Here is a 25,779-nt window from a genome sequence, read left to right on the forward strand (position 1 = left end):
ACACGACAAGGAGCGTGAATAGCAATGTCTGCATCCGCCAAGAAGCCTAACTTGATCATATTGGGCATCGACAGCCTGCGAAGAGATCATATGAGCTCTTACGGCTACAATAAATTAACGACACCTCACCTGGATCAATTTGCCCGTGAAGGGGTATTGTTCGAGCAGCATTTCAGTCCGAGTATACCGACGACACCCGCCTATGCAGCGATGCTCACCGGCAAAGACTGCTTTGGCACGAACGTGGTGGCGCTGCGTCATAAAGGGCAGGTAGGTGCCCCGACGCTGGCCGAGATTCTCGGCGATCAAGGCTATAACACGACTTGCGTAGGGTTTACCGGAAATCCGTCGTCACGCGGGTTTGAAACGTATTTGGACTATGAAGCATGGGCGCCTGATGAAACCGGAAGATGTCCGAAAGCGGAAAACTTGAACGCGGTAGCCATTCCCGAACTGCACCGATTGGCGCAGGAGGATAAGCCGTTCTTCCTGTTTCTGAGGCATATGGACCCTCACTCGCCTTACTTGCCGCCGAAGCCCTTCGAGCGTATTTTTTACGGCGGCGATGAGCGCGACCCGTCGAACCAATCCATGGAGTCGGTTTATCAGTTCAAGCCGTTCGCCGACTTCTTGAAGTCGTGGATTCCGGATGGGGTGACGGATCACGAATATGTAAGCGCGCAATACGATGGAGCCGTTGCTTACATGGACGCGAGCATTCAGAGCATCTTCCAGGCAGTGGAATCGCTGGGCTTGACGGAGGAGACGTTGATCGTCGTCACATCCGACCATGGGGAAACCTTGTATGAGCACGATTGCTACTTCGATCATCATGGGCTGTATGATTGCACTCTGGTTGTGCCGCTTATATTCAAGTTCCCCGGCAGGCTGCCCTCCGGCAAACGGGTGTCTGACGTCACGGTCATCCATGACATTATGCCGACTATTTTGGAGCTGCTCGACATAGAGGAGCCTCTGGAAGCGGACGGACAGAGCCTGCTGCCCTCCATTGACGGGAAGCCGGAACGTCGCGTAAGCGAGCTCTATCTTACGGAATGCACTTGGATGCGCAAGCACGGCTGGCGTACTCCGCATTGGAAGCTGATCCGCGCGCTGGAGCCGGATTTTCACTTCAAGCCGGAGGTGGAGCTATACAATCTGATTGAGGATCCGGAGGAAAACCACAATATCGCCGAGCAGGAACCGGAGATCGTCGAGCTGCTGACGGCCAGGATGGAATCGCATATTCAACGTCGCGAAGAGGAGACGGGGCGTACGAACCCGATCTATACCAATTTGGGGTGGCATGGCAAAGGGGATGCTCCGTTCACATCCTCCCAGCAAGCGTACGACACGCTGCATATCGGCAGCTCCCTCACAGCCAGGTCGCTTCAGGCCAAATCGAGCAAGTAGGGAACGATAACGCGATACCGTTAGGAGGCCCGCGCAATGATACGAACTGCCGTAGTCGGCGTGAACAACATAGGCAATATTCATTGCCGTTATTACAACCAGCACCCGGATACCGAGCTTGTCGCGGTATGCGATATCATGGAGGATCGGGCCAAGAGTGCGGCGATGACTCACGGGGTAAAAGCTTATACCGATCTCAGGCATTTGCTCGATAGCGAAGAGATCGACATGGTCTGCGTAGCTACGGGAGGGGAGGAAAAAGGCAGCCATCACTTCGACCCGGTGATGGCCGCCATCGAAGCGGGCAAGGATGTGCTCGTCGAGAAGCCTATTTCCAACTCGATCGAGGAAGCCAGAACCATGGTGCAAGCAGCTCGGGAGCGGGGAGTGCGCTTCGGCTGCAACTTGAACCACCGGTTCACCCCTGCCGCATCGAAGGGCAGAGAATGGATCGATCGCAGCATGCTGGGAGCTCCCTTGTTCATCAACATGCGGTTGACCATCGATAATAAGGCGGATTTTACCGAATGGTTCCATATGCGGGCGCTGCATCCTCACTCTATCGATGTGATGCGGTATTTTTTCGGCGACGTGAAGCGGGTTCAGTCATTCATGTGCAAAGCCCCGGGACGCAAGACGTGGTCGACGGCCAGCGTCAATATGGAATTTGCCAATGGAGCGGTAGGCCATTTGACCGGAAGCTACGACATGTCGATGCTGCACCCGATTGAATGGTGCGAAGCCGCAGGGACGGAAGGCCGCTTCGTCATCGAGAATGTGTATGAGAGCATTACCTATTATCCTCGTCAAAGCAGTGAAAAGCTCGTTATGCAAAACTCGATTATGAGGGGAATGCAGGGCTTCAACGATACGTTCGGCAACCGGATCAACCGGTTTATCGATCAGCTGAAGCAGCAGGTAGCGCCTGAACAGATCGAAGGCTCCGGAGCCGAGGCGCTGGCAGCCCAGGAAATTATCGAAGCGGCAATCCGCTCGCATCAATCCGGCGGGAATGTCGTCGAGGTTCCTGCCATAAGATAGGGGGATGGACGAATTGGCAAACCGAATGCCCTTGGATATCCGTTCCGGCGGAGATATCCGGAAAAGACGGGTCTGGAAGCATATCAAAGCGTATTTGTTTCTCGCGCCCATTTTGGTATCGATAGGGCTGTTCAAATATACGCCGTTCGTCCACGCCTTCCTCCAATCGTTCTATGAATGGAACGGCGCGAACGTAAACCGTTTTATTGGGATGGACAATTTCATCGCGTTGTTTCACGATAAGACATTTTATGCTTCGATGAAGAACATCGCGTTGTTCACAGGCAGCTTCCTGCTCATTCAATTGACGTTTCCTCTGCTGGCCGCCATCGGTGTATATCGGATGAAACGGGAGAAGGTAAGCTCCTTGTTCAAATTTATGTTCGTCCTGCCGATGGTCGTGCCTCATATCATTGTTTTTCTATTGTGGAAGTGGATCTATGTCGGTGACGGGTTATTGGACCGGCTGCTCGAGGCCATCGGTCTGGGGCAGCTGATTCATGCCTGGCTGGGAGAGAGCGATACGGCGTTAGGGTCCATCGTCTTTATTAACTTTCCTTGGGTGTCCGGCATTTTTTTTCTGATTTATTTGGCAGGATTGGTAGCAATCCCCCGGGAGCTGGTAGAAGTCGGAGAGATGGACGGGATGAGCGGCCTGCAGCGGCTCCGGTATATCGAGCTTCCTCTGATTCGCAGCCAGGTTCGTCTCGTTCTTATTCTTGCCTTTATCCAACAGTTCCAAAGCTTCGAGAACGTGCTGGTGCTGACCAACGGCGGTCCCGGCTTTTCCACCTTGACGCCCGCGCTGTATTTGTATAAAAAAGGCTTCGAATACAACGAGCTCGGCTACGCTTCGGCCATAGGCGTCGTCGTATTTGTGCTGCTGCTTGCAGTTACTCTTGCGGCAAACCGGTTTATCAAGCCTGCGGATCGGGCGGATTAAGAGGGGGGACCACAATGAGAAGACTGGGTACGGTGACGAACTATTCCGTTATGACGCTGCTGCTTTTGCTGACGCTGGTTCCCTTTTATATGCTGATCATTACTTCGCTTAAATACCGTGATCAGGTCATTCATCAATTTTGGTCTCCAGCTCTTCCGCTGCACCTGAACAATTATGTCCAGGCGTTCCTTCAGCTGGGACCTTATTTATGGAATTCCATTTTGATCACTGCGGGTATTATCATCTGTGTGCTTGTCAATTCCACGCTGGCGGGATATGCATTCGCGCGGTTTTCTTTTATCGGCAAAGGGATCGCTTACTATTTGATCATTATGCTGATGATGGTTCCTTCGTTTCTCATTCTGATTCCTCAGTTCATTTTGTTCCGGGATCTCGGCTTGATCAATACGTATTGGGCGCAAATATTCGGGCCGATGGCAGGCGCTTCCGCGATGGCGACGATGCTGATCCGGACCTTTTTCGAAGGGCTGTCGAACAGCTTGCTCGAAGCGGCGGAGATCGAAGGGGCCGGCGATGTGCGTATTTATTGGCAAATAGCGGTACCGCTGTCCCTTCCCGTCATCTCGACGGTAGCCGTTATCAATGCGCTGCTTGGCTGGAACAATTACGTCTGGCCTTTGGTCGTAACCTCGGGCGACAAGGTGAAGCCGATCATCCTTGCGCTCGGAAGCGTGCACGGTCCCTTGGATCAGGTGCAGGGGCTGCAGTTTGCAGGCTATGTCATATCCTCCGTCCCTCTACTGCTGCTGTTTATTTTTGCAACGAAATCATTCGTTTCGGGAATTACGTCAGGTGCGGTCAAAGGGTAGAACAGGAGATCGTGGTTATATGACAGAGGAGGAAGCAGGGAAGAGGGCTTCAATAGCGATAAGATCAAGTGAGGTGACGTACATGAAGGTCCTTACACGTTGGACGGTTCAGCTTGCGGCCGTGACTTCCGGCATACTGGCGCTTAGTGCATGCAATGCCGATACGCCGGCGGGCGGCTCTGCGAAAAGCGATGGAAAAACGATCGAGCTGAGCGTAATGGTCATGCTGGAAAGCGATGGGGATGAAGCGGAACGCAAATCATGGGAGAGCATTGCCCAGACTTATAACGATTCGCACCCTGGTGTCAAGGTCAACCTGCAGCTGCAGCATTTTGCCGGTGTGGAGCAGCACCGTACTTGGGTGACGACCCAGCTGATCGGCAAGACAGCGCCGGATCTTTTTACAACCCGCTACATCTGGGATCAGGAGGATTTGAAAAAAGGGCTGCTCGTCGACCTGACTCCTTACTATAAGCAGAAAACGGCCTATTCCGGGGATCAGCCATGGGAGAAGCAGTTCCCGCCAACGATATTGCAGCAGCTGATCGGGGACGACAAAACGTACGCGAGCGTTCCGAACTACGTCAATTCCGTCCGTATTTTGTACAACAAGGATTTGTTTGCCCAGGCCGGCATCACGAAGGTGCCGCAGACATGGAATGAGTTCCTCGATGCGCAGGAGAAGCTGCTTAAAATCAACGTCGTTCCGTTCGCGTTCCCTAACTCCAAGCCGGGGGATTACAATTACAACTGGACGATCCGGATCTTGACGGAGGAGCTGGTGGCCGGCTCATACAGCAAGCTGGATATCGACAAGAGCGGCTTTATCGAAGTAAACGAATATGCGAGAGGCGTCGATCAAGGAATCATCGATATCGAGAAATCGCCGTACAAGGATGTATTTGCCATCGTCAAGAACTGGAGCAAATATTGGCCGAAAGGCTACAACGGCCTTGATTTCGAGACGGCGGGCGATTTGTTCCTTCGCGGCAAAGCGGCCATGGTCATGCGGACATCCGGGCAGAGCAAGCCTCTATTCGAAACGACGGCACGCAAATTCGAAATGGCGGCCTTCCCGCTGCCTTACTTAACGAAAGACAATCACCCCGACGCGCTGGGCAAGCTCATGGAGATCGGCGGCGTGCCTGCGGGAAATATGGCCATACCGAAAACCATTGCACCTGAAAAAATGGAGGCTGCGGTCGATTTTCTTGCCTATACTACGTCCCCTAAGGTCCAAGGTCTGCTGGCGGAAAACCTGTATCGTACGCCGGTTACAGAAAATGCGGCGCTGCCGGATAAATTGAAGGGCTTCCAGTTCGTCGGCGAACGAATGCAGCTCAACATTTATGCCGGAGAGGTTGACAAGAACGTCACGGAGCTTAATCAGAAGCTCGGTCAGCTGTATTTGGAGGGCTCGAGCACGCAGGACAAATATTTGGCGGAGTTAAAGAAAACGATGGTGGATGGAGTCAAGAAGAAGATGAGCGATAACCAGTGGACCAAAGAAAATAACTACGGGATCAAAGCTCCATGAAGCAGCCTCATATTTTGCTGATTATGCTGGACCAGCTTCGGTACGATTGTATTGGGTACAGCGGTGCCTACCCGGTGAAGACGCCGAATATCGATCGGCTGGCATCGGAAGGGATGTGGTTCGAGCATGCTTATACCCCGATCCCGACTTGCTGTCCGGCAAGGCAAGCATTCGTTAACGGACGGAGACCGGAAGCCTTCGGGGCGCTGTGGAATTTCAAGAACGGTCTGCCTGTCCCGGCGCTGGAACCGAAGGAATATGCTTGGCCACGGGAGCTGGGCAAGTTGTCGTATCGTAATGTTATGCTTGGCAAATGGGATGTTCATCCTCAGCATAGTCCGTTGGAATACGGCTATGATTTCTTCGTTGGGCTGGCTTCCTATACGGAAATGACCGAACGGAAGTATCCCGATGTCCGGTTTCGCGCAGGTTATGTCGGGGAGAGCAATCCGATTCCGCTGGAGGATTCTCAAACCCATTGGCTCGCTGACCAGGCTTCCGGCTTCATTAAGGAGCTGACGGCGAAAGGCGACCCATGGTACATTCAACTGAACTTCAGCGAGCCGCATCTTCCTTGCCGTCCGTCCGAGCCGTTCGTTTCCATGTATTCGCCTGAGGAAATCCCTGAATGGGGAGGGTTCCGCGAGACCTTTGCGAATAAGCCCTATATCCAAAGGCAACAGCTGCACAGTTGGCAGGTGGATGCTTTTACATGGCAGGATTGGGCGCCTATCGTAGCCCGATATTACGGCATGATCAGCCAAACCGACGATGCCATCGGACGTGTACTTCGTGCGCTGGACGAATCGGGTGAGGCGGAGAATACGCTCGTTATCTTTACGGCCGATCATGGAGATATGTGCGGTTCCCACGGGATGATGGATAAGCATTATATTTTATATGACGATGTCGTCAAGGTTCCGTTGATCGTAAAATATCCACCTCTAGTCCCGCAAGGCGCTCGGTGTAATTCCTTTATAAGCAATATGCTGGATTTGCCTCCAACCCTCCTGGAGCTGACGGGTGCTGCCATTCCTTCGTTTTTCGCGGGCCGCTCGTTTGCACCGCTTCTGGCGGAGGAGGAGGTCGCGGACTGGAGACCGCACATCGTAACCACTTATAACGGACAGCAGTTCGGACTGTATACCCAGCGCATGCTGCGTACGAAGCGGTGGAAATACATTTGGAACACGACGGATATCGATGAGCTGTACGACATGGAGCAGGATCCGTATGAGCTGCTGAACCGGATAGACGACCCAAGCTGCAAGGAGCTTGTGAAGCAGTATCGGATTTGGTTGTATGAAACCTTGGAGGCGGAAGGCGACGGCCTGGTGCAAAACGAGTGGATGCGAAATCAGCTGCTCCACAATGCCATTGTGTAAGTAGGCAATCTTGCCTATGCCAGTGCTAATGTATGGAGCGGTTGTGTGGACCGGCTCCTTTTATTTTTTGAAAAATAGGGGTCTCCTATCTTGTTCTGCAGCGATTCGTAATGTAAACTATGATTAGAATTCTAATTATAGGGAGAGTTATACAGCATGCCGAACAATCCTCCTGTAATGTCACGAATAGGAGTCATCTTCCTCACTTGGCAGCGGTATTTGCAAAAGCAGCTGGTTCCGCATCAAATTACGTTAAAACAGCAGTTCGTCCTTCGCAAGCTGGTTTCGAAGCCGGCTCTGAACCCATCTCAAATTGCCGAGTTTCTTTACTGCGACCGTCCGACAGCAACCGTCATCATTAACAACATGGAGCGGCAGGGCTGGGTGAAACGAAGCAAGGATCCGCTTAACAAGAAGATGGTCCAGATTGCGATTACGGAAGAAGGGGAGCATAAGCTGGCGTCCTTGCAGCCGGTTTTTCAATCTGCGAATGAGTTTGATCCTCTATCGTGTTTTACAGAGGAAGAGAAGCAGCAGTTAGGCGCGCTGCTGGGCAAGCTGTCGGATCATATCAAGCAAGTAAAGCATGAACCTGAGTAACATTCATGTTTATGCTTGTATAATGATTAGAGTTCTAATTATGATCTCGAGTTGAAGGAGAGATGCTGTATGGCTGCAGTCATCAACACAGGACCGCTACCGGAAGAGCGGGCACGAATCGTCGAGAAGCTGGTTCAGGAATGGATCGCGCTTCATCCTGGAATGGACGGATTTATTCTGACCGGCTCGATCTGGAATCCGGACACGCAGTTGCCTCATTCAGACATTGATATCAATTGGCACGGCTCGGCCAATGAAAGGATTCATGATCCGCGACTGGATACGCACAGTATCTTTCAGGAGGCGGGAATTACGGTTGAGATTGCCCATTATTTCTGGGGACATTTGTCGGAGCCCGAGTCCATGCGTCTGCCGGTTATCGTTTCTCTGAACCGGGCCCATATTTTGTGGGAGAGAGAAAGCCGATTCTCCATCCCCCAGCAGCGAACCTACGAACTGCTGAGTGACGCTCAATGGGTTGAGAGTGCGGTGGAGCGCCTCATTTCAGAAATGAAAGCGCGTGCAGAGCTGTGGCTCGATCCGGAATATTGCCGGGAGAATAAAGACGATCATCAAGGATTCGACTTCGTGAGATCGGTAGTAGGCCCGACCGTCGGTCTGCTGGATTCCGTTGATCTACGACCTCCCAGCGCTGCACGCAAAGGCTTGATGGAGATTACGCAAACGAGCGCATTATGCGGCATGCCGGAAATCAGCGAGATGGTATTGTCTTGTCTGGGAGCGGACTTAGTGAGGGAAGAAGAGATTAGAGAATGGAACCGGCTGCTGGATGAGCTCTATACCTCGGCTGCTGATCTATGTCCCGGGGTGCAGCTGGTGAAACGCGAGTACCACGTTCAGGGCATACATTCCATGGTATCCATGGGATACACTAGAGAATGCGTGTGGCCTCTTTGGCGCGGTTTCGCCGATTGTATGCAATTGCTTGAAGGTGTATCTGATAAGGGGGAGGAGGCATTCGTGAGGTTTGCCGAGCGGTTGCAAGTGTACACGGTTGAGGATATTACTAAGAAAGCGAAGCAGAATATTGCCATAATTGAGCTAATCCAAGGAAACCGGCAGAGACTGTCCGAGCATCTGTTATCGGTGGTTCGATCGTCTAAATAGGGTTACACCTCTGAGGCAAAAAATAATACAGCCCTCTGCCACGACCGGTGACAAAGGGCTGTGATGGTTTATCTGGACATCCAATCCGATGTGGTACTGCTAATCAATCGCTTATAACCCGGCAAAAACTCTTCATACACGTTGACGGTATATTGTGTCGTATTGATGGACAGCTCTTTGCTGTCCGCCGTCCATTTCTCGGTCCCCGAGCCGATGTCCCATCCTTTCGTCCCGGCGTCCTCAGGCTCCAGAGCGTAGGCCTCCTCATGGATTTTCTCTCCGGCACCGTCGAGCAGCTCGACGATCACGCGCCGTTTTTTCATCTCCGATACGATACTCAGGTCCTTCAGCAGCGTGTAATCGAAAGAATAGTTGACCTCGAATACGGCTCTTTTCTCGTTATAGTTCCAATACGGTTTGTTTTTGTCTTTGATGGTCAGCGTATAAGGATAGAAATTCAATTCGCCTTCCTTAACGGGCTGCGAAGCGCTTTTTTCCGGCAACAAATATTCGGCTGCCTGGAGGAAAGAATCGGGCTTATCCGTCATGCCGGACAGCTTGCTGCCGGTAACGGCCAGCCCAAGCATGAGCTTAAGGCCTTGGATATCCGCGCCTTTGGGCAATACGGTCCAAGCGGTGAGAGATGCTTTTCCTTGGGGGATAACCCTTTGCTCGGTTACTTCCACCTCGGCAGGATATACGGCTCCTTCCGCCGTCACCAATTGCGTCACCCATTTATCCAACGGGTTATACCGTTTGTCGAGGTTAACGGCATCCACACGGACCGTCACCAATTGCCCGTTGGTGCTTTCGTAAACGGTCGGCGCTGAAGCCGAGTAAGCCCATTTTCCTCCGAGCCCGTTCATCTCGGTGGACTGCCCGGCGGCTACTTCTTTCACTGGTGCGGCCGTTTGCTTGCTCCATTCGGTACGATGAACATTTTGCGGCTTGCCGTTCATATCGACGGCTTCCTGGAGGAGGATATCCCAGGCTTGCACGATTTCCTTAGGATCCAGATTGGCCTGCATGTACATGCGGGTTGATTGTCCGGGCTGCAGCAGCCGGATCGTATCGGTGGGCACGACCTGCGCCGTCCATTCCTGCGTATTATCCGCCCTGAATGTCCCGTTCAGCTTGGGAACGGGCACTGCTGCGTCTGAGACGTTAACGAGCGTAACAGCAGCGGTAACCAAATCGCGATGATCCCAAGGCCAGCGCTGCAAGGATTCCAACGAAGCGGTGAAGGTGCCTTCCGCTGCGATGAAGGTCCGTGATGCCCCGGACTCGGCTCCCCCCGTGTCTGCCGGAATGGGCACGTACGAGGCGGGGACATACACTTTGGCCTGATTATTGGCTTCCGCAAGCGTTCGCGTGATGACCAAGCCGGCAGGGGAAGAATCGGTGTCGGTCTCTGCAGGCAATGTAGCAATCAAGGTAAAGCTCATGTCCGTTCCCGGCTCTATGATCAGACCTTCCGTCTTACGGTCAGGCGTCATGGAGTAGACCTGATCCCCGGAAGACTGCAGCCAGAAGCTCCAATCCGGCAGCGCAGCCGGAGCGGCTTGAGCGTTGCGGAAGGTTACGGTCCATGTGATTTCCTTATTTTTTCCCATGCTTCGTGAAGCCGTGCTGGCGATAGTGCCTTGAAGCGTTCCGTTATTCACATTCACATCAACCACATTTCCTCCCGGTGCAGGGGCAGCGTCGGATAGTGCCACCGAACCGAGCGGGACGGAAAGGGAGGCCGAGCCGAAATCCCATCTGCCGATTTCTATAAGGAGACCGTCGGCATTAAGACCGTTGGCTACGGTTCCATAAAATCGATAAGTCCCGCTGGCTCCTGCAGGAACGAGCTTACGTTGCGCATCCTCGGGCAGCACCTTAAAGTTCATGATGCTGCCGGAGCGGGTCTTGACGGCAAAATAATAATCGTCCAACGGCAAATCCACGCTGCTGCCGTTGCGAATGGTGACCTCGAACGAGATTACCGACGAGCTCTCGTGCCGGAACAGCCTCGTATTGCCGACCTCAAGCATCTGCTCCGCTCCTAGCACGATTCGGGTTGTGCCTCTCACCGAATCGGAGGACAGCTCCGGCTGATCCGCAGCCGATCCAATCATTGGCGGTAAGCAGGATGCAGTTACCGCCAATGCCAACATTGCCGATAGACCAAGCTTGGTCCATAATATCCGTTTCACTGGCATCTCCACCTTATTGTTCTCTCCCGGCTGTGCGGGGCTCAAGCTATTCGTTCAAATAAGTTGTAACCCGGTTCTGGATCAAGCCGGCGGCAGCTTTTGCCGTTTTCGATTTATTGAAGAACGCTTGGGTTTCTTCTTTTACGATTTTCAATACGTTAGGGTCTCCCGCAGCATATTGGTCCGCTTTCTCCACGAGCTGCAGGATCGATTGAAATTGCTTCTCGTCAATTGCGCCCGACGGGGTAGCCCCATTGGGACCCTGCAGCTTGATCCTTCCGCTTGCGAGCTGCTCGACGGACTGCCTGAGCTGTTTTTCCAGGGAAGCCTTGTGAACGGCAAAGCCCATCATACCGGGCTTGGACTGGATGTTTTCCGACAAAAGAAATTGCAGGAATTTCCATGCCTCCGCTTTATTTTTCGATTTCTCGTTGATGCCGAACATAAGATCAGAGGTAATAGTAATTCCGCCTTTTTTGCCGCCGTCTGAAGGAGTGGCATAGATGGTTCCTTTTCCTTCGTACATCATTTGCGGCATGAAGAGCAGCTGCATGGGCATCGGGACGCTCATCGATTTGAACACATCCTTACCCGCATTCGCCATGTCGGCTGTCTCCAGGATTTGCCCCTTGTCATACATGTCGCCGACCTGCTCCAGCAGGCTTACAAATTCAGGAGCATCGAATGCCGCTTTTTTACCTGTTACAAGCTTGCCGTATTGGCTCATTACGATATCCGAGATAAGATCTGTCTTGGGTTTGCCGGTCCAAACCGCCGTGGCGTTACCGCCGGATTGAACGGCTTGCCGGCCCAAATCCAGCATCTCCTTCCAGGTCCACTTCGAATCGTCGACGGCGATTCCTTTCTCCGCCAGTAACGGTGCATTGCCCAGCGTCATGTTCATTTTGAAATGGACGGGAATTGCAAAGGTTTTTCCATCGAGCTTCATAGAGTTGAATACGCCCGTATAATAATCGGAGGCGCGGAACCCGCTATCTTTTTGGATGAGATCGTCCAGATTCGCGAGCAGCTTTTTGTCCGCATATTTGGCGTAAGGGAGGTTTTCTAACGCAATCAGATCGGTTCCTTTGCCGGACATCAGCTCGGCATTGACGCCGGTCCGGTACTTTTCCAGATCGGCCTCGCTGTTCTTGTCGCCCTCGGGGCTTCTCATAACCATCCTCTTTTCTCCGCCGCCCTCTGGGGTCGCTACATAGGAGCGAATATCGATATCGATATTCGGGTTCGCCTCCTCGAACAGCCGCTCCGCTTCCTGAAGGAAAGGATCTTTTTTCAGAACGGATACCGTTACGGTCGTTCTGCCGTTGTTCGCTGACGGAGAGCTGTTAGTGTCTGCAGGCTTGGAATTGCTGCTGCACGCGCTCAATGGCATAGAGAGCAGCACGGACGATAAAAATACGGTAGTAATGCGGTGGTTTTTCATAGTTTCCAATCTCCTTTATCCCATGGATTCTTAGCTTAGCCGAACCTGATCGCCGTCACTAATCGGCTCGCTCGTTTCGGTAACAATCTTTTCGTCGGGTGAAATCATCCCGTTCAAAATCGCGTTCGTTTCATCCGAATCCTCGGTATGAACATATTTTTTGCGAACACGGAATTCGTTGCCGAGCGGGCGCTTCGTTTCTTCAACGGTATAAATGTATTCGCCCTGGGAATCTGTCTTAATAGCCGACTTGGGCACCAAGGGTTTGGGCGTTCCGACCTTCCGGCTTACCTGGAATTCCGCCTGCTCGCCGCCGATAAGCTTGGTGTCGGAGATAGCTACCGTAACCAGCTTCATACTGGAGGTGCTGTTCTGATTTTGACTCTGGCTCTGGCTCTGGCTCTGGTTTGAGCTGCCTCCCGAGTCGGCTTGGTCAATCTCGGTCACCTTCCCTTTCACGAAGCGGGGGACGGTCTCTTTAATCTTCACGTCAATGGTTTCGCCGGTGATCAGGCGGTTGGCGGAATCCGCATCCACTTTCGTTTCAAGCTCCCACCCCTGGGACAGGTCGGATAGTACGACGACGGCTTTGCCTTGAGATGAGGTGAGACCGACATCGGCCTGCAGGTCGTCGATCAGCCCGTCGAATGGCGCCGTAAGGGTGCTTTTATCGGCAATATCTTTGCGAATGCTCTCGATTTTGCGTGCTTGGATCGACATATCCAGCTTCAGCGCTGCGATTTGCCGTTTGATCTCCTCCAGTTTGGATGCTTCACCTCCCATTCCGTTCAGCTTCAATGAATCCTGCAATTTCTCCAGCTCCAGCTGCTGCTTAGCCAGCCGATCCTGCTCGTCCGCCCTATTTTTCTCGGCGGTAGAGGGATCCAGCACGATGAGCGGCTGCCCTTTGGTCACGGCGTCGCCTTCTTTGACCAGCACTTCTTTCACGACCCAGCCGGATGGATCGTACAGCGAGACGTTGCGTTTCGGTCGAATCGAGCCCGATCCTTCGATATCATAGGAAAGCTGGCTGATCTGGGGCTTTTCGACAGACACCTTCGGAAGGATCATTTGCCGGTATGTATTCGAGAAAAAGGTGAGCAGGAGCAAGCATCCCGTAAAAATCCCCGCCGCACGACGGATCGTCCGTTTGCGCCTGGCACGGAGTTCTTCTTCCGCAATCCCTATCATGGGTATGCCTCCTCATTGATGGTAGTTAGCCTTTGATCCCCGATAATTGAATGCCTTGAATCAGCTCGTTCTCTCCATGCAAATACAGAAATACGATGGGAGTCATATAGAGCGAAGCCGCAGCAAACGCGACACCCCGGTCCCCTTCGTTAATTCGCGAAAGATAAACCGATAAAGGCTGCATCAGCGCATCCTGCAAAAACAGCAACGGCTGCTCCACCATATTCCAGTTGTCGACGAAGACAAGAATTTGCATGGCTGCGATACCGGGCATGGTCATGGGGATCATTACGCGCATAAAAATCGTTACATACCCGGCACCGTCGACCTTGGCCGCTTCCACGTAAGCCCAGGGGATATGGGACATAAACTGCCGCAGCAGGAAAACGCCGAATGCCGAGAAGATGCCGGGAAGGATAATGGCCGGATACGTATTCAGAAGTCCGAGCGCATCCATGGCGATAAAATTGGGAACCAGGGTCACCTGGAACGGCAGCAGCATGGTAATGATGTAGAGAAAAAACAAGCCGTCTCTGCCGGGAAAACGCAGCTTGGCAAAGGCGAAAGCTGCCATGGACGCCACAATGGTCTGTCCTGCCACGATGGGAACCGTTAACATGACGGAATTCCAGAACATGGATAAAAATTGCGGTTTATCCAGCAATATGAGTTGGAACTGCTCCAGCGTAACGAGATCGGGAATCCACTTCAAATTGGCGTATTCACCGGCTGCAGCATCGTCCCCAATCGCATCGTAATTGACTGCGATCTCATTCTCGGACATAAACGAATTGGTTACCGTTATAACCAGTGGCGCGAGCATCAACAGTGCTACGATGAGCATCGCAGCCGTCAGCAAGCTTTTGTTTGCTGCGTGTAGCATGGGATCATCTCCTAAGAGTTTTTCCGTGAGGAAAAACTGCATCGAAAGCAAAGGCTTGAGTTTTTCCGTGAGGAAAAACTGCATCGAAAGCAAAGGCTTGAGTTTTTCCGTGAGGAAAAACTGCATCGAAAGCAAAGGCTTGAGTTTTTCCATCCCGCCGTCATTCGATAGATTGCCGGAACCGCTTGTCTACTTGAAATAGCAGGACAACTACGGCGACGATTCCCGCAGCCATAATATAGGCGGCTGAAGTCAGCTTCTGGTAATCCAACGACAGGAACATGTTGTTCATGTAGTGCTGAAGCATATAAATGCTGTCGTGGGGGTATTCGCCTGCCATCAGGTACGTCTCCCTGAACACCTTGAACGAGCCGACGACGGACATGATCGTGACGAAGAACAAGGTCGGGATCAAATACCGCAGGGTGATACCGAAAAACTGCCTGACTTTGCCCGCACCGTCCATGCTTGCCGATTCATAGTAATCCTGCGGGATCGTTTGGAGTCCGGCGAGCAGCAGTACGACGTTATAGCCTGCATTTTTCCATATGTACATCAGGATGATGACAGCCTGTGCCTCGCCGCTTTCCATCCAATTGACCGGGTCGCGGCCCGAGGCGGCGAGCATGCCGTTCAGCCAGCCGTGGGTATCGAAGACGACCTGCCAGAACAATACGACCGAGGCTACCGGGACCACGAGAGGCAGCACGAAGGCGGTTCGGAACCATCTGCGGAGCGGAAGGCTGCGGTTCAGCAATACGGCAATGGACAATGAGACCAAAAGGAGAAGCGGCACCCCGATACCGGTGAAGGAGAACGTATTGACGGCGGCCTTGCGGAACGAGGTGCTGTTCCACACCTCCTTGTAGTTGTCCGCTCCGACGAACGTGCCGTCCACAGGGCTGTCCATCAGCGAATAATAAATCCCTCCGATAAACGGAATGAGATAAAATAGAGCAAACCCAATGAGACTGGGCGCCAAAAAGAGCAGCGCAGCCGGTCCGTCCCGATCGGGGCCGGATATACGCCGGAATAACGCCCAGTTGCTCCGACTCGCTTGACGGGCCATATACACGATCCTTTCTGTCTGATTTTTCCTTGCTTTCGGTAGTCAGTGTATCAGCCGTTTGTGATTCTTATGTGACAAGACGGAGCTTTTTTGCTTTAATGGGGGAAGAAATAAGTTGCAGGAGGGAAGCTTAGGATGAAAACCGTTCTGGTGGTTGAGGACGAGCCGCTGATGCGGGAATTGATCGCAGACTACATGAAAAGCGAAGGTTTCTGTGTTGTGGAAGCCAAGAATGGGGCGGAGGCGTTGGACAAATTTGCCCAATCACCAGCCGACGCCGTCGTATTGGATATTATGATGCCTTACCTGGACGGTTTCGGAGTTTGCCAATTTCTTCGCAAAACCTCGGATACGGTAATCGTTATCGTAACGGCAAAATCCCAGGAATCCGACAAGCTTTACGGCTATGAGCTTGGCGCCGATGACTATGTGACGAAGCCGTTCAGCCCCAAGGTTTTGGTGGCAAAGGTGAAAGCGTTATTGAAGCGTGGCGGAAATTACGTAGAAGCGGAGTCGATTGTCCATCGGGTGGAAGGGCTTGAAATCCGGGAAAAGTCATACGAGCTGCTGGTTGACGGTCAGCATGCGGACGTGACGCCGAAGGAATTTGAGCTGCTGCTGTACTTGTACAAAAACCGCAGCTTCGTACAAACCCGCGAAGCACTGCTGAATGGAGTATGGGGGTACGAATATGACGGGGATACCCGCAACGTAGATGCCGTCATCAAGCGGCTGCGCCAGAAAATGGGGCCTTATGCCGGACTCATTCACACCGTGAGGGGCAACGGCTACGTGCTCAGGGTGCGGACATGAAGTGGCGGGGAATCTCCTTCAAGCTGTTTGCCGCTACAAGCCTGGTGTTCATTGGCTGTCTCACCGTGATGATGTTTCTCCAGCTTGCCTTCTTCGAGCCTTATTATGTCCGCGACAAGACGAACAGCTTTCTTAGGGATTTCGAGCAGAGCCGGAACCGTTTTTTGTCGGAGAATCCTGGCCGTAATACGGTGCCGAACTATTTTGCCGAGCTGGAAGAGCAATATTATGCGGTGACCGCTGTTATGACGATCACAAATAATGAAGTCATGATCTCTGCGGGTAAAGGCATCGGCGGCAGAGATAAACAGCTACTCATCCGCTACCGCTTGCCAATGGATATTAAACCGGACACTCTGCCGTCCATCCCGGCGTTTCCGGATGCCGAGCGGGACAAGCTTCTGACCGGCGTGCAGCAATGGTTCAAGAAACCAGGGGAGATGGACAAGGTCCTTAAGCATTACCAGAAAGCAACTTTCTTCACCGACGTATCGCTGTCTGCAGGGCCGAACAACCGCGTGTTCGTAGTTGTAGCCCCTCTACAGGTAAAAAACGGTCAGGGAACGATCATGATCGGAGTTTCGTCCCTGCAGCCGGTTGGTGATGCGGTCAATGCCTTCCAGGGATTTTACTCTTACTTTTATTTGCTGGCCGCGGCCGGAGCGCTGCTCTTGGTGCTGCTATATTCCAGAATGATCACCAGGCCGCTCCGGGCTTTAAATAAGACGGCTCAGAGGATGGCCAAGCTCGATTTCCGGCAAAAAAGCGGCATTCGCCGTAACGATGAAATCGGCAGCTTATCCGATACGCTGAACTTCCTCTCCGAGAACCTGGATAAGGCGCTGTCCGATCTGCAGAAGGCGAACGTGAAGCTGCAGGAAGACATCGAGCAGGAAAAACGGCTGGACCGCCTACGCCGCGAATTCGTTGCCGGAGTGTCGCACGAGCTGAAGACACCGATAAGTCTGATCGGCGGCTATGCCGAAGCGCTGCAGGACAATGTAGATGACGGCAAAAAGCGCGACCGCTACGCTGCCATTATCCGGCAGGAGACATCACGGATGGCCGGCATCGTGAACGATATGCTGGACCTGAGCCAGATGGAAACGGGCCAATACCGGCTCCAGCTGGACGAATTCCGGCTTGACGAAGCGGTACATTATATCGCGGGCAATCTACAGGAGTACGCCGGCAGCGGGGGGAAAACCATCGAGCTGGAGCTTCTGCCGGTCGCGGTCCATGCCGACCGGTTCCGCATCGAGCAGGTCATCACCAACCTTTTGAGTAATGCGCTGCGGCATACCCGCGACGGAGGCAGACTTGGGATAAAGATGGAACAAGACTCGAAGGAGATTCGGACCATCGTCTGGAACGAAGGCGAGAGGATCCCGGAAGAGGAGCTGGCCCATCTATGGGACCATTTTTACAGGGTAGAGAAGTCGAGAGAGCGGGATTCCGGCGGTACCGGTATCGGACTTGCGATTGTCCGGCAAATTATGCAGCTGCATGGCGGGCAGTTCGCAGTCCGCAACACGGAGGAAGGCGTGGAATTCAGTTTTTCGTTGCGGACAGAATGATGGTGATACCGGATTAGGCATTTCTTATATCCTGAAGAATACAATGGGTTATGAACATGCCGTCGGGAGGGGAATCATCATGCCTTACTTGCAGTACCCGTATCTGGGTTGGAAACAGCAATGTACGTATGTCCCTATCGTCTTTCCGCCGCAGCATCAAGATAGACAACCGGGGTTTGAATATGTAATGAATCCGCGTCCGATATCGGATAATCCGTCCTACGTAGGAAGCGGGAGGTTAAGGAATAAAATCGCGATTATTACAGGAGGAGATAGCGGGATCGGACGTGCTGTAGCGATTGCCTTTGCAAAGGAAGGTGCCGATCTGGCCATCGCCTATCTGGATGAGCACCAGGACGCGGCTGAAACCAGACAAATGATTAACAGCCTTGGCCGCCATTGTGTTCTGATCCCTGTTGATTTAAGAGCGGAGGAGGGCTGCCGGCTGGTTGTAGATACTGCGATACGCACGTATGGCCGGCTTGACATCCTGGTGAATAATCATGGCGTCCAGTTTCATCAGCATAGCATTATGGATATTACGAGAGAGCAGCTGCTCAATACGTTCCACACGAACATTATTTCCTTCTTTGATATGACGAAAGCCGCTTTGCCGCATTTGAGGCCCGGAAGCTCCATCATTAATACGACCTCGGATACGGCTTTTTCAGGAGCCAGGTTTATGATCGATTACACGGCAACGAAAGGCGCCATCGTCTCCTTTACACGATCGTTATCCCTCTCGCTTGCCGATCAGGGAATCCGGGTTAACGCAGTGGCACCTGGACCGACTTGGACTCCGCTTATCCCGTCGGCATTTACTGCGGAGCAAGTGACCACCTTCGGAACGGAAGTTCCGCTGGGACGGCCTGGGCAGCCGTTTGAATTGGCACCCGCTTACGTTCTTCTGGCTTCCGATGATGCCTCTTATATATCGGGCCAGGTTGTTTTCGTTAACGGAGGATCGATTGTTGTATGAGCAAATAGTTCCAGTAATGGTTGAATAATGAGGGGCTTAGCACTTGCTTGGAAACATAGACGAGGCGCTGGTCCTTTTTTGTCGTGCAATAATGATTGCTGCACTTGGCTATGGTTCCATGAATCATAGCGGCTCATACTGAATTCGTGCCACACCCTTCTCAAGCAAGGATCTGTACGCTACAATAGATCAAGAATAATGAGAATTGTTCTCATTAGATTGATGAAAGTGAAGAGGAGGAGTTCACGATCAACACGTTTGTCAGAACCTCCAATATTGAGCGAATGCAGCATATGTGGTTTACATTGGATTATTTGTTCAGCAAACAGTGCCGGCCGGGGTGGAGCTTTCAGCGCAGACTAATGAAGCGGCATGCTTTGCTTTTTGTTACAGGCGGGCAATTCGAGCTGTGTGTCGATGGGGAATGGCATCGGTTAGAGTCAGGCCAATATGCGCTTCTGGCGCCGGGGGAGCTCGCGGAAGCCAGAGTGTCCTCTTCGGAACCGTCGGATATTGTTCTCCTGTCCTTTTCCTATGGTGAGGCGAGACCGGACAAGAAAGGGAACGGGCTGGAGGAACCCAATGCCCTATTATTCGATAATCATTTACTAAGGGGATTGCCGTTCGGGCAAGCGGTCCTCCCATTGATAGAGCAGCTGGAAATAACTGAATTGGAACGGGATGCAATGGGCCGCTGGAAGCAAACTATTGTTTTTCAGCAGCTGCTGTTCACCTTGGCCACCGAGGCGCAAAAAAGAAAGCAAGCCCAAGGCGGGATGCGTAAAGCGAAACAGCAGCTGGTATCTTATCTGGATGAACACTATATGAATGCGGATTTATCGCTGCAATCGTTGGCCGAGTCCTACGGCATCAGCTGGAGCAACTTCTCGGGAATTTTCAAGAAATATGTTGGCGTTAAGCCCATCGACTATTTGACGCAGCTGCGGATGAATCATGCGAAATCACGCTTGCTGCAGTCTGTGCGCATGGAGGAAGTAGCCCAACAGGTTGGTTACCGCGACCCGCTGTATTTCAGCCGCAAGTTCAAAAAAAATGTTGGTATATCACCGTCTGAATATAGAAAAATAAGCGCCAAGGAAAATATCATTACGCTTTCTCCCCATGTGAACGATTACTTGCTGGCATTGGACATGCTGCCCTTCGCTACGCTTCCTTATGCTGGAAACGACCATACGGAAGGTCTGCTTCCCTACATTGCCGATAAGCTTAGGGGGACGCGGCTCATCGGAGAAGAATTTCAGCACGATCCGGATACGCTGGTTAGCGCCAATCCAAGAATGATTCTCTCTTTCGATGGTCTATGGACAAGTCTGGCTTCCTTACAAAACATAGCCCCGACGGTCAATATTAAGCTTAAGGATGATTGGAGGAGCCTGCTATTTGAATTATCGGCGATGTTTGGCCGAAAAGCGCAATATGTTCAATGGATTAGGCATTTTGAACAAAAAGCGTCTCTGGCCAGAAGACGTCTGGCACAGGGATGGAAGCGTAACGAGACCGTCATGGTGCTGATTGCGTCTTCCAACGAGCTCAGAGTATACGGAGGGAGAAGACAGCTTGGAGAAGTACTGTACCAAGAGCTGCGGCTGCTGCCGCCGCAAGGCATTACGCTGCAGGGACAAGAGTGGAGGTCTGTAGTCTCGCTGCCGGGAGCCCACAATGGGCAGAAGAAGGATTCGACATTTTTCAATAATTGGGGAAGGCTGCTCCTGATAGATCAGGCTGCGGCCTTTTTTCATGTACAAGTCCAGCTTTTTGATAGATATGGTAAGCAAACATGTATTGAAATTTTACAAATTTGAATTATATTTAATAGTAGTAAACATTAGATTATGGTTGGTTTACTAGCAGAACTAGCGGGAGGATTACATAGCGTTAATGCAGCATGAATGGCTGGGGATTACATTGGGGGCTACAGAAGGGGCAGTAGAAAGAGAAAATAAGAAAAAGTCGTTCAAAGAAAAGAGAATGAAAACCAACACAAAGCACTACCCAACTTATCTGTTTTATGGTAAGTCTATAAGTGAAAAATTACTAACTAGAAAGTATGGTGTTCTATGCCCGCAGTCAGTCGAATTTTGTTGTACATCTTGGAGTATGGTGCAACGGGCCTCTTTACATTTTCGATATTTCGCCTCTTGTATGGAAGAAATCCGGTAAAAATTATCCTCATTACTACGTTGATGGGAATCATTCAATTCTATTTATCTGAAATTGCGGATATGAAAGCAACAACCATCATCTTTTTGCCCTTGTTTTTGATCATTACCTGTTCGGTAGTTTTTGCAATGCCGATCTCTTACTCGTTTCTAATAGCGATTATTTTCACGGCGGTCGGATTTTTGTCTGAATTTATGATCGCTTCCATCTTGCAGGTTGCAGGGCTGACGACCTATATTAGAATAAGAGGATCGCTGATGCTCATGTCCACGATTCAGCTCGGTGTCACGGTGTTTCTTCTGTCGCTGACGTATTTCTTTTACAAAAGAAAATTCGGCTTCATGTTTGTAGAAAGCAGCATGTACGGCAGAAAAGTGTTGAAGCCTATCAATATTTTATTCGGTATCCTGCTGGTGCTAGTGGTTTGCGCCATTGAAGTAAGCAGGCTGTCCATTTACACCGCAACGCACAGCATTGTGCACCCTATCATCTTTTTTACCATATCGGCGCTTCTCGTCACGATCTTGCTGGTTGCGTGGAGAAAGAACAAAAAGTCAATCGATAAAAAATATACGAATACGATTGGGGTAGGTAAAAAATGAATCCTATTGATGCGGCAGCAGCTCGCATTGCTGAGTTTATTAGAAAACATAATGACAAGGCCGCATCAAAAGAACTGCTTACTTATTCCTTAATCATTACGCTGAATACGCTTATCGCCCTGTTGATATCCATGCTCGTGTGCGTCTTTACAGGGAATTTCGACCGCTTCATGGTCGTGTTCCTTGTCTTCACGGCACTTCGGTACTTTACGGGCGGAGCACACCTGAATTCTTCGCTGTCCTGCTGTATTTTTACGATCGTCGTATTTGTCTCTCTAGTTCATATTCATTACCCCTATATGTATTTAGGCTTAGTTTTCGACATCATCTCCTTTATCTTATTTGCTCTAAAAGCACCAAGCGGAATCGATGTGATTCGCAAAGTAAGTCGAAAACATAAAATTTTAATAAAATCTATCAGTTTACTGCTTATTTCGGCAAATTTCATTTTACAAAATTCTCTCTTATCATCTATTATAATAGTACAAGCGTTTTCATTTACTAGCTTATTTCAAAAAATTGCGGGATTAGAGGGAGGAATTACCCATGAAGAGAGTACTAGCCATGATTCTTAACACTGCATTAGTTGGAGTTGCTTTCTTTACAGTACCTACATCTTTCAGCTTCGAGTGGCATCGACCGGAAGTACCGCAAGAATTAAAAAAATAGGGCTTACTGCTTTTATCCGTGAACAAGATGGATCACGGACTTTCATTTCATAAAAGATGACTTCTGAGTTTCTCAGTTGTCGTCTTTTTTTGTATCCTTCGGGATTATTCCACAGGCGGGGTTATGGTTAAAGTTTACACGATAGGGAATCCTTTGTTATTATAATGGCAATAGCATAAAAGCGATGATGAGAAGAGTAAGGGAAACAGGTCCTTGTACAGAGAGCTCCGGATGCTGAAAAGGAGTCATGGGCACCTCCCTGAACCAAGCCTCGGAGCAGTGTGCCGGAACGGAACGATCCGCGGGATGGCATGACGGGAGCTCCCGTTACAGAGCCGAAGTATCGCATAGAAGCTTATGCCGTACTTGCTGAGGTTAATATGGCGACATATTAATGAACCTGGGGTGGTACCGCGAGAATTTCGTCCCCGAGACATGAGAGATGGTCTTGGAGGTGAAATTTTTTTTTGGTCAAAAGCTAAATACCGCTTACTACGTTCATTAGGAGGATCAAGCCATGGAACATGAGAAGGATCGCGGAACCGAGCATTTTTTGTACAGGACCATAACCGAGGAGCTTGAGGCCGAGCCTTTGGGCAGAACGATGTGTACACGATTTCCGCCCGAGCCTAACGGCTATCTTCATATCGGCAGCGCCTATGCCATCCATACCAATTACATGATAGCCCGCAAGTTTAACGGAACGTTTCATCTGCGCTTTGACGATACGAATCCGTTGAAAGAGGACTGGGAGTATGTGAACGCAATTATCGACGACATCCGATGGCTCGGCTACGATCCGGGCAGCCATATTTACTTTGGCTCGGATTATTCGGATGAAATTTATAGCGCGGCTGTCACCTTGATTAAGAAAGGGAAGGCCTATGTATGTGACTTGACGCCGGAGGAGGTCTCAAGCTATAGAGGGACCTTAACGGAGCCCGGCAGAAACAGCCCTTACAGGGATCGGACCGTAGAGGAGAATCTGGAGCTGTTGGAGCTAATGAAGCAGGGGGCGTTCCCGGCGTCATCCAAAGTCGTTCGGGCTAAAATCGATATGAGCTCCCCGAATCTGAACCTTCGCGATCCCGTCATTTACCGGATTCTTCATGCAGAGCATTACCGTACGGGAACCGACTGGTGCATTTATCCGATGTACGATTTTGCCCATCCTATTCAAGATGCGATTGAAGGCATTACCTTCTCCTTATGCTCCATCGAATTCAAGGACCATCGGCCTTTGTACGAATGGGTTCTCAAGGAGCTTGACATACCTGAGCCTCCGCGGCAAAGGGAGTTCGGGCGGCTGAACATCACCGGGGCTGTTACGAGCAAACGGTTTCTGAGGCGGCTGGTGCAAGAAGGGTATGTCGACGGCTGGGACGATCCGAGGCTCCCGACGCTCCGCGGCTTAAGGAGAAGAGGCTTTACGCCGGAGAGTATCCGCAGCTTCATAGAGGAAACCGGCAGTATCCGGACCCAAAGCACGGTCGATATTTCCTTGCTGGATCATTGCCTCCGTCAGGATCTGAAAGCTCGTACGATCAGTGTCATGGCGGTTCTGCAGCCGTTGAAGGTTGTCATTACGAACTACCCTGAAGATGCCGTAGAGCAGCTGCAGATCGAGAATAACAGCGAGAACGAGGCTCTGGGAAAACGCGAGGTTCCGTTCGCCCGAACGATCTATATCGAGCGGGAGGATTTTATGGAGCAGCCGCCCAAAGGGTTTCACAGGCTGAGTCCGAATACGGAGGTCAGGCTGAAGGGTGCTTACTTCATCCGATGCGAGGAAGTTGTCAAGGACCTCGATACTGGCGAGATTACGGAGCTTCGCTGCACCTATGACCCGCAGACGAAGAGCGGTACCGGCTTTGCCGGGCGTAAGGTGAAGGGAACGATCCATTGGGTTTCGGCTGCCCATGCGGTTAACGCCGATGTCTATCTCTATGATCAATTGCTGCGCGGACAGGAGCTTCCTGACGAGGACGACGGAAACTGGACGGAAGTAATCCATCCCGAATCGCTTGTAATTATGAAAGACAGCTTGCTGGAGCCCTACGTTCATGGTGCGCAGGCGGAGGAAAAGCTTCAATTTTTCCGTCATGGCTATTTTAGTGTAGATAAGAAGCTGACCGTGGGCGGCCGGCTTGTATTCAACCGGATCGTACCTTTGAAGGATACATGGAATAAAAAAGCTTGATTGCGTGAGAACGAAGAGATTTCAGAATTTTCGCTTGCACCTTACGTAACGTCATGTTTTATAGTGGTCTTACCGGGAAACGCTAGCGCCAACGGAGGAGTTGATTATGGATCGACAATGGAAGGTCGGGGAGCTCGCCAAGCTGACGGGACTCACCGTGCGAACGCTGAGATTTTACGATCAAATCGGCTTATTCTCGCCGTCCGACCAGACAGAGTCCGGCCACAGGCTCTACAATGAATCCGACCTGTCGCGTCTGCAGCAGATAGTATCGCTCAAGGAGCTGGGCTTATCCCTTGATGAAGTCAAGTCTGTGTTGGACGGAGGGCAATATAGCCCTCTTGAGATTGTGACGATGCAGATGGAGCGAATCCAGGAGCAGATCAAGCTGCAGCAAAAGGTTTTGGAGCAGCTCGAGCACGTATCCAAGCTGATGCAGTGGAAGACTCCGTTGACCGTTGAAGACTTCACCAGCTTGCTGCTGGCCATGAAATCGGGCCATGAGAAGCTCGTTGTCGAGCGGAGAATGAGCTGGGAACACCATCTGGATCTGCTGGGAGATTATCTATCCGAGGAACATAAAGTAACCAAGCCTAAGGAGGACAACAATCATGACTGAACGATTCGTCAAGCACGCCACCTTCGTCGTCGAGCGGACCTATCCCGCTTCGCCGGCGCAGGTATATCACGCATGGGCCGATCCGGTCGCCAAAGCAAAATGGTTCTCCAAGCCCGACATCTTCGATTTCCGGGTTGGAGGACGCGAAACGAGCAGCGGCGGTCCGCCGGAAGGACCGATTTTTACTTTTGATGCGTTCTACCAGGAGATTGTTCCGGAGCAGCGCATTGTGTATACGTACACCCTGGATTCGGGTGACACGCGGATGTCGGTTTCCATCACGACGGTAGAGATCCTTCCTGCCGATGGGGGAACCAAATTGATTTTCACCGAGCAGGGCGCTTTCTTCGACGGACATGATACGCCTGAAGTACGTGAGCATGGTACTGGCTTAATGCTGGATGCGTTGGGCAAATCGCTCTAAAGGAGGTAATGCCCTTGACTTCAAGCATAGGTGCCAATGAAATCTTAACCACA

At 51.4% G+C, this 25,779-nt stretch carries 24 protein-coding genes and 1 other annotated feature; of the genes, 19 read left to right on the forward strand and 5 right to left on the reverse strand.

Translation table 11 applies throughout. The annotated features are described in order from the left end of the window. Positions 1–24 precede the first annotated feature (24 nt). The 8 genes from DVH26_RS16820 (at position 25) to DVH26_RS16855 (ending at position 8,877) form a co-directional block, all read left to right on the forward strand. Positions 25–1,413, forward strand: coding sequence for a sulfatase family protein (locus DVH26_RS16820; RefSeq protein ID WP_239634920.1), 1,389 nt, complete (start codon positions 25–27; stop codon positions 1,411–1,413). Positions 1,414–1,449: 36 nt separating this feature from the next. Then, entirely contained in the window at positions 1,450–2,454 is a 1,005-nt protein-coding gene (locus DVH26_RS16825; protein WP_239634921.1) for a Gfo/Idh/MocA family protein, read from the forward strand. Positions 2,455–2,467: 13 nt separating this feature from the next. Continuing rightward, the gene (locus tag DVH26_RS16830; protein WP_239634922.1) at positions 2,468–3,397 is read left to right on the forward strand and encodes a carbohydrate ABC transporter permease; all 930 of its coding nucleotides are present in this window, start codon (positions 2,468–2,470) and stop codon (positions 3,395–3,397) included. Between the two features lie 14 nt (positions 3,398–3,411). Next, complete coding sequence (locus tag DVH26_RS16835; RefSeq protein WP_239634923.1) at positions 3,412–4,227, forward strand: carbohydrate ABC transporter permease; 816 nt, start codon at positions 3,412–3,414, stop codon at positions 4,225–4,227. Between the two features lie 82 nt (positions 4,228–4,309). Continuing rightward, positions 4,310–5,764 (forward strand): ABC transporter substrate-binding protein, encoded by a 1,455-nt coding sequence (locus DVH26_RS16840; RefSeq protein ID WP_239634924.1) that lies wholly within the window; start codon positions 4,310–4,312, stop codon positions 5,762–5,764. Next, positions 5,761–7,149: a sulfatase family protein gene (locus tag DVH26_RS16845; protein ID WP_239634925.1), complete on the forward strand. Its 1,389-nt coding sequence runs from the start codon at positions 5,761–5,763 to the stop codon at positions 7,147–7,149. The genes DVH26_RS16840 and DVH26_RS16845 overlap by 4 nt, the downstream gene beginning before the upstream one ends. Positions 7,150–7,305: 156 nt before the next feature. After that, positions 7,306–7,749, forward strand: a complete 444-nt coding sequence (locus DVH26_RS16850) for a MarR family winged helix-turn-helix transcriptional regulator (RefSeq protein WP_239634926.1) — start codon at positions 7,306–7,308, stop codon at positions 7,747–7,749. Between the two features lie 69 nt (positions 7,750–7,818). Continuing rightward, complete coding sequence (locus DVH26_RS16855) at positions 7,819–8,877, forward strand: hypothetical protein (RefSeq protein ID WP_239634927.1); 1,059 nt, start codon at positions 7,819–7,821, stop codon at positions 8,875–8,877. A gap of 68 nt (positions 8,878–8,945) precedes the next feature. Here the strand turns inward: DVH26_RS16855 and DVH26_RS16860 are convergent, their stop codons facing one another. From DVH26_RS16860 to DVH26_RS16880, 5 genes are all read right to left on the reverse strand, one after another. Continuing rightward, a complete protein-coding gene (locus DVH26_RS16860; protein WP_239634928.1) occupies positions 8,946–11,075 on the reverse strand; it encodes a hypothetical protein in 2,130 nt (709 codons plus the stop codon). A gap of 46 nt (positions 11,076–11,121) precedes the next feature. Further along, a complete protein-coding gene (locus DVH26_RS16865) occupies positions 11,122–12,519 on the reverse strand; it encodes an ABC transporter substrate-binding protein (protein WP_239634929.1) in 1,398 nt (465 codons plus the stop codon). A 30-nt stretch (positions 12,520–12,549) separates the two neighbouring features. Then, complete coding sequence (locus tag DVH26_RS16870) at positions 12,550–13,710, reverse strand: efflux RND transporter periplasmic adaptor subunit (RefSeq protein WP_239634930.1); 1,161 nt, start codon at positions 13,708–13,710, stop codon at positions 12,550–12,552. A 25-nt stretch (positions 13,711–13,735) separates the two neighbouring features. Further along, positions 13,736–14,593: a carbohydrate ABC transporter permease gene (locus tag DVH26_RS16875; protein ID WP_239634931.1), complete on the reverse strand. Its 858-nt coding sequence runs from the start codon at positions 14,591–14,593 to the stop codon at positions 13,736–13,738. 160 nt (positions 14,594–14,753) lie between these two features. Next, complete coding sequence (locus DVH26_RS16880) at positions 14,754–15,662, reverse strand: carbohydrate ABC transporter permease (RefSeq protein ID WP_239634932.1); 909 nt, start codon at positions 15,660–15,662, stop codon at positions 14,754–14,756. Positions 15,663–15,797: 135 nt separating this feature from the next. On the opposite strand from DVH26_RS16880, the gene DVH26_RS16885 reads away from it, so the two are divergent. The 11 genes from DVH26_RS16885 (at position 15,798) to DVH26_RS16930 (ending at position 25,726) form a co-directional block, all read left to right on the forward strand. Next, positions 15,798–16,475, forward strand: a complete 678-nt coding sequence (locus tag DVH26_RS16885) for a response regulator transcription factor (protein WP_239634933.1) — start codon at positions 15,798–15,800, stop codon at positions 16,473–16,475. Then, on the forward strand, positions 16,472–18,052 hold the full coding sequence (locus tag DVH26_RS16890) for a sensor histidine kinase (RefSeq protein WP_239634934.1): 1,581 nt from the start codon (positions 16,472–16,474) through the stop codon (positions 18,050–18,052). The genes DVH26_RS16885 and DVH26_RS16890 overlap by 4 nt, the downstream gene beginning before the upstream one ends. Before the next feature lie 79 nt (positions 18,053–18,131). After that, entirely contained in the window at positions 18,132–19,031 is a 900-nt protein-coding gene (locus DVH26_RS16895; RefSeq protein ID WP_239634935.1) for an SDR family oxidoreductase, read from the forward strand. Between the two features lie 293 nt (positions 19,032–19,324). Further along, a complete protein-coding gene (locus tag DVH26_RS16900; RefSeq protein ID WP_239634936.1) occupies positions 19,325–20,854 on the forward strand; it encodes an AraC family transcriptional regulator in 1,530 nt (509 codons plus the stop codon). A gap of 76 nt (positions 20,855–20,930) precedes the next feature. After that, a complete protein-coding gene (locus tag DVH26_RS16905) occupies positions 20,931–21,212 on the forward strand; it encodes a hypothetical protein (protein WP_239634937.1) in 282 nt (93 codons plus the stop codon). A 62-nt stretch (positions 21,213–21,274) separates the two neighbouring features. Next, positions 21,275–21,814: a hypothetical protein gene (locus tag DVH26_RS16910; RefSeq protein WP_239634938.1), complete on the forward strand. Its 540-nt coding sequence runs from the start codon at positions 21,275–21,277 to the stop codon at positions 21,812–21,814. Then, positions 21,811–22,389, forward strand: a complete 579-nt coding sequence (locus DVH26_RS16915) for an accessory gene regulator B family protein (protein ID WP_239634939.1) — start codon at positions 21,811–21,813, stop codon at positions 22,387–22,389. Before DVH26_RS16910 ends, DVH26_RS16915 begins: the two co-directional genes overlap by 4 nt. Further along, positions 22,379–22,483, forward strand: a complete 105-nt coding sequence (locus DVH26_RS37305; protein WP_379453547.1) for an AgrD family cyclic lactone autoinducer peptide — start codon at positions 22,379–22,381, stop codon at positions 22,481–22,483. The genes DVH26_RS16915 and DVH26_RS37305 overlap by 11 nt, the downstream gene beginning before the upstream one ends. A 175-nt stretch (positions 22,484–22,658) precedes the next feature. Next, positions 22,659–22,916, forward strand: a binding site (T-box leader). A gap of 84 nt (positions 22,917–23,000) precedes the next feature. Further along, positions 23,001–24,683, forward strand: a complete 1,683-nt coding sequence (locus DVH26_RS16920; RefSeq protein WP_239634940.1) for a glutamine--tRNA ligase/YqeY domain fusion protein — start codon at positions 23,001–23,003, stop codon at positions 24,681–24,683. 106 nt (positions 24,684–24,789) lie between these two features. Continuing rightward, positions 24,790–25,302 carry a MerR family transcriptional regulator gene (locus DVH26_RS16925; protein WP_239634941.1) on the forward strand — a complete coding sequence of 171 codons (513 nt, stop codon included), beginning with the start codon at positions 24,790–24,792 and terminating at the stop codon, positions 25,300–25,302. Then, positions 25,295–25,726: an SRPBCC family protein gene (locus DVH26_RS16930; RefSeq protein WP_239634942.1), complete on the forward strand. Its 432-nt coding sequence runs from the start codon at positions 25,295–25,297 to the stop codon at positions 25,724–25,726. The genes DVH26_RS16925 and DVH26_RS16930 overlap by 8 nt, the downstream gene beginning before the upstream one ends. The last annotated feature ends 53 nt before the right edge of the window (positions 25,727–25,779 follow it).

The sequence above is a fragment of the Paenibacillus sp. H1-7 genome, assembly GCF_022354825.1.
Taxonomy (GTDB): Bacteria; Bacillota; Bacilli; order Paenibacillales; family NBRC-103111; genus Paenibacillus_S.

Coding starts and splice junctions, on each gene's coding strand:
- DVH26_RS16910 (WP_239634938.1), top strand. CDS start 21,275: ATGAAAGCAACAACCATCATCTTTTTGCCCTTGTTTTTGATCATTACC.
- DVH26_RS16870 (WP_239634930.1), bottom strand. CDS start 13,710: ATGATAGGGATTGCGGAAGAAGAACTCCGTGCCAGGCGCAAACGGACG.
- DVH26_RS16920 (WP_239634940.1), top strand. CDS start 23,001: ATGGAACATGAGAAGGATCGCGGAACCGAGCATTTTTTGTACAGGACC.
- DVH26_RS37305 (WP_379453547.1), top strand. CDS start 22,379: ATGATTCTTAACACTGCATTAGTTGGAGTTGCTTTCTTTACAGTACCT.
- DVH26_RS16835 (WP_239634923.1), top strand. CDS start 3,412: ATGAGAAGACTGGGTACGGTGACGAACTATTCCGTTATGACGCTGCTG.
- DVH26_RS16900 (WP_239634936.1), top strand. CDS start 19,325: ATGTGGTTTACATTGGATTATTTGTTCAGCAAACAGTGCCGGCCGGGG.
- DVH26_RS16880 (WP_239634932.1), bottom strand. CDS start 15,662: ATGGCCCGTCAAGCGAGTCGGAGCAACTGGGCGTTATTCCGGCGTATA.
- DVH26_RS16885 (WP_239634933.1), top strand. CDS start 15,798: ATGAAAACCGTTCTGGTGGTTGAGGACGAGCCGCTGATGCGGGAATTG.
- DVH26_RS16855 (WP_239634927.1), top strand. CDS start 7,819: ATGGCTGCAGTCATCAACACAGGACCGCTACCGGAAGAGCGGGCACGA.
- DVH26_RS16905 (WP_239634937.1), top strand. CDS start 20,931: ATGCAGCATGAATGGCTGGGGATTACATTGGGGGCTACAGAAGGGGCA.
- DVH26_RS16915 (WP_239634939.1), top strand. CDS start 21,811: ATGAATCCTATTGATGCGGCAGCAGCTCGCATTGCTGAGTTTATTAGA.
- DVH26_RS16845 (WP_239634925.1), top strand. CDS start 5,761: ATGAAGCAGCCTCATATTTTGCTGATTATGCTGGACCAGCTTCGGTAC.
- DVH26_RS16875 (WP_239634931.1), bottom strand. CDS start 14,593: ATGCTACACGCAGCAAACAAAAGCTTGCTGACGGCTGCGATGCTCATC.
- DVH26_RS16825 (WP_239634921.1), top strand. CDS start 1,450: ATGATACGAACTGCCGTAGTCGGCGTGAACAACATAGGCAATATTCAT.
- DVH26_RS16930 (WP_239634942.1), top strand. CDS start 25,295: ATGACTGAACGATTCGTCAAGCACGCCACCTTCGTCGTCGAGCGGACC.
- DVH26_RS16840 (WP_239634924.1), top strand. CDS start 4,310: ATGAAGGTCCTTACACGTTGGACGGTTCAGCTTGCGGCCGTGACTTCC.
- DVH26_RS16865 (WP_239634929.1), bottom strand. CDS start 12,519: ATGAAAAACCACCGCATTACTACCGTATTTTTATCGTCCGTGCTGCTC.
- DVH26_RS16895 (WP_239634935.1), top strand. CDS start 18,132: ATGCCTTACTTGCAGTACCCGTATCTGGGTTGGAAACAGCAATGTACG.
- DVH26_RS16820 (WP_239634920.1), top strand. CDS start 25: ATGTCTGCATCCGCCAAGAAGCCTAACTTGATCATATTGGGCATCGAC.
- DVH26_RS16890 (WP_239634934.1), top strand. CDS start 16,472: ATGAAGTGGCGGGGAATCTCCTTCAAGCTGTTTGCCGCTACAAGCCTG.
- DVH26_RS16850 (WP_239634926.1), top strand. CDS start 7,306: ATGCCGAACAATCCTCCTGTAATGTCACGAATAGGAGTCATCTTCCTC.
- DVH26_RS16925 (WP_239634941.1), top strand. CDS start 24,790: ATGGATCGACAATGGAAGGTCGGGGAGCTCGCCAAGCTGACGGGACTC.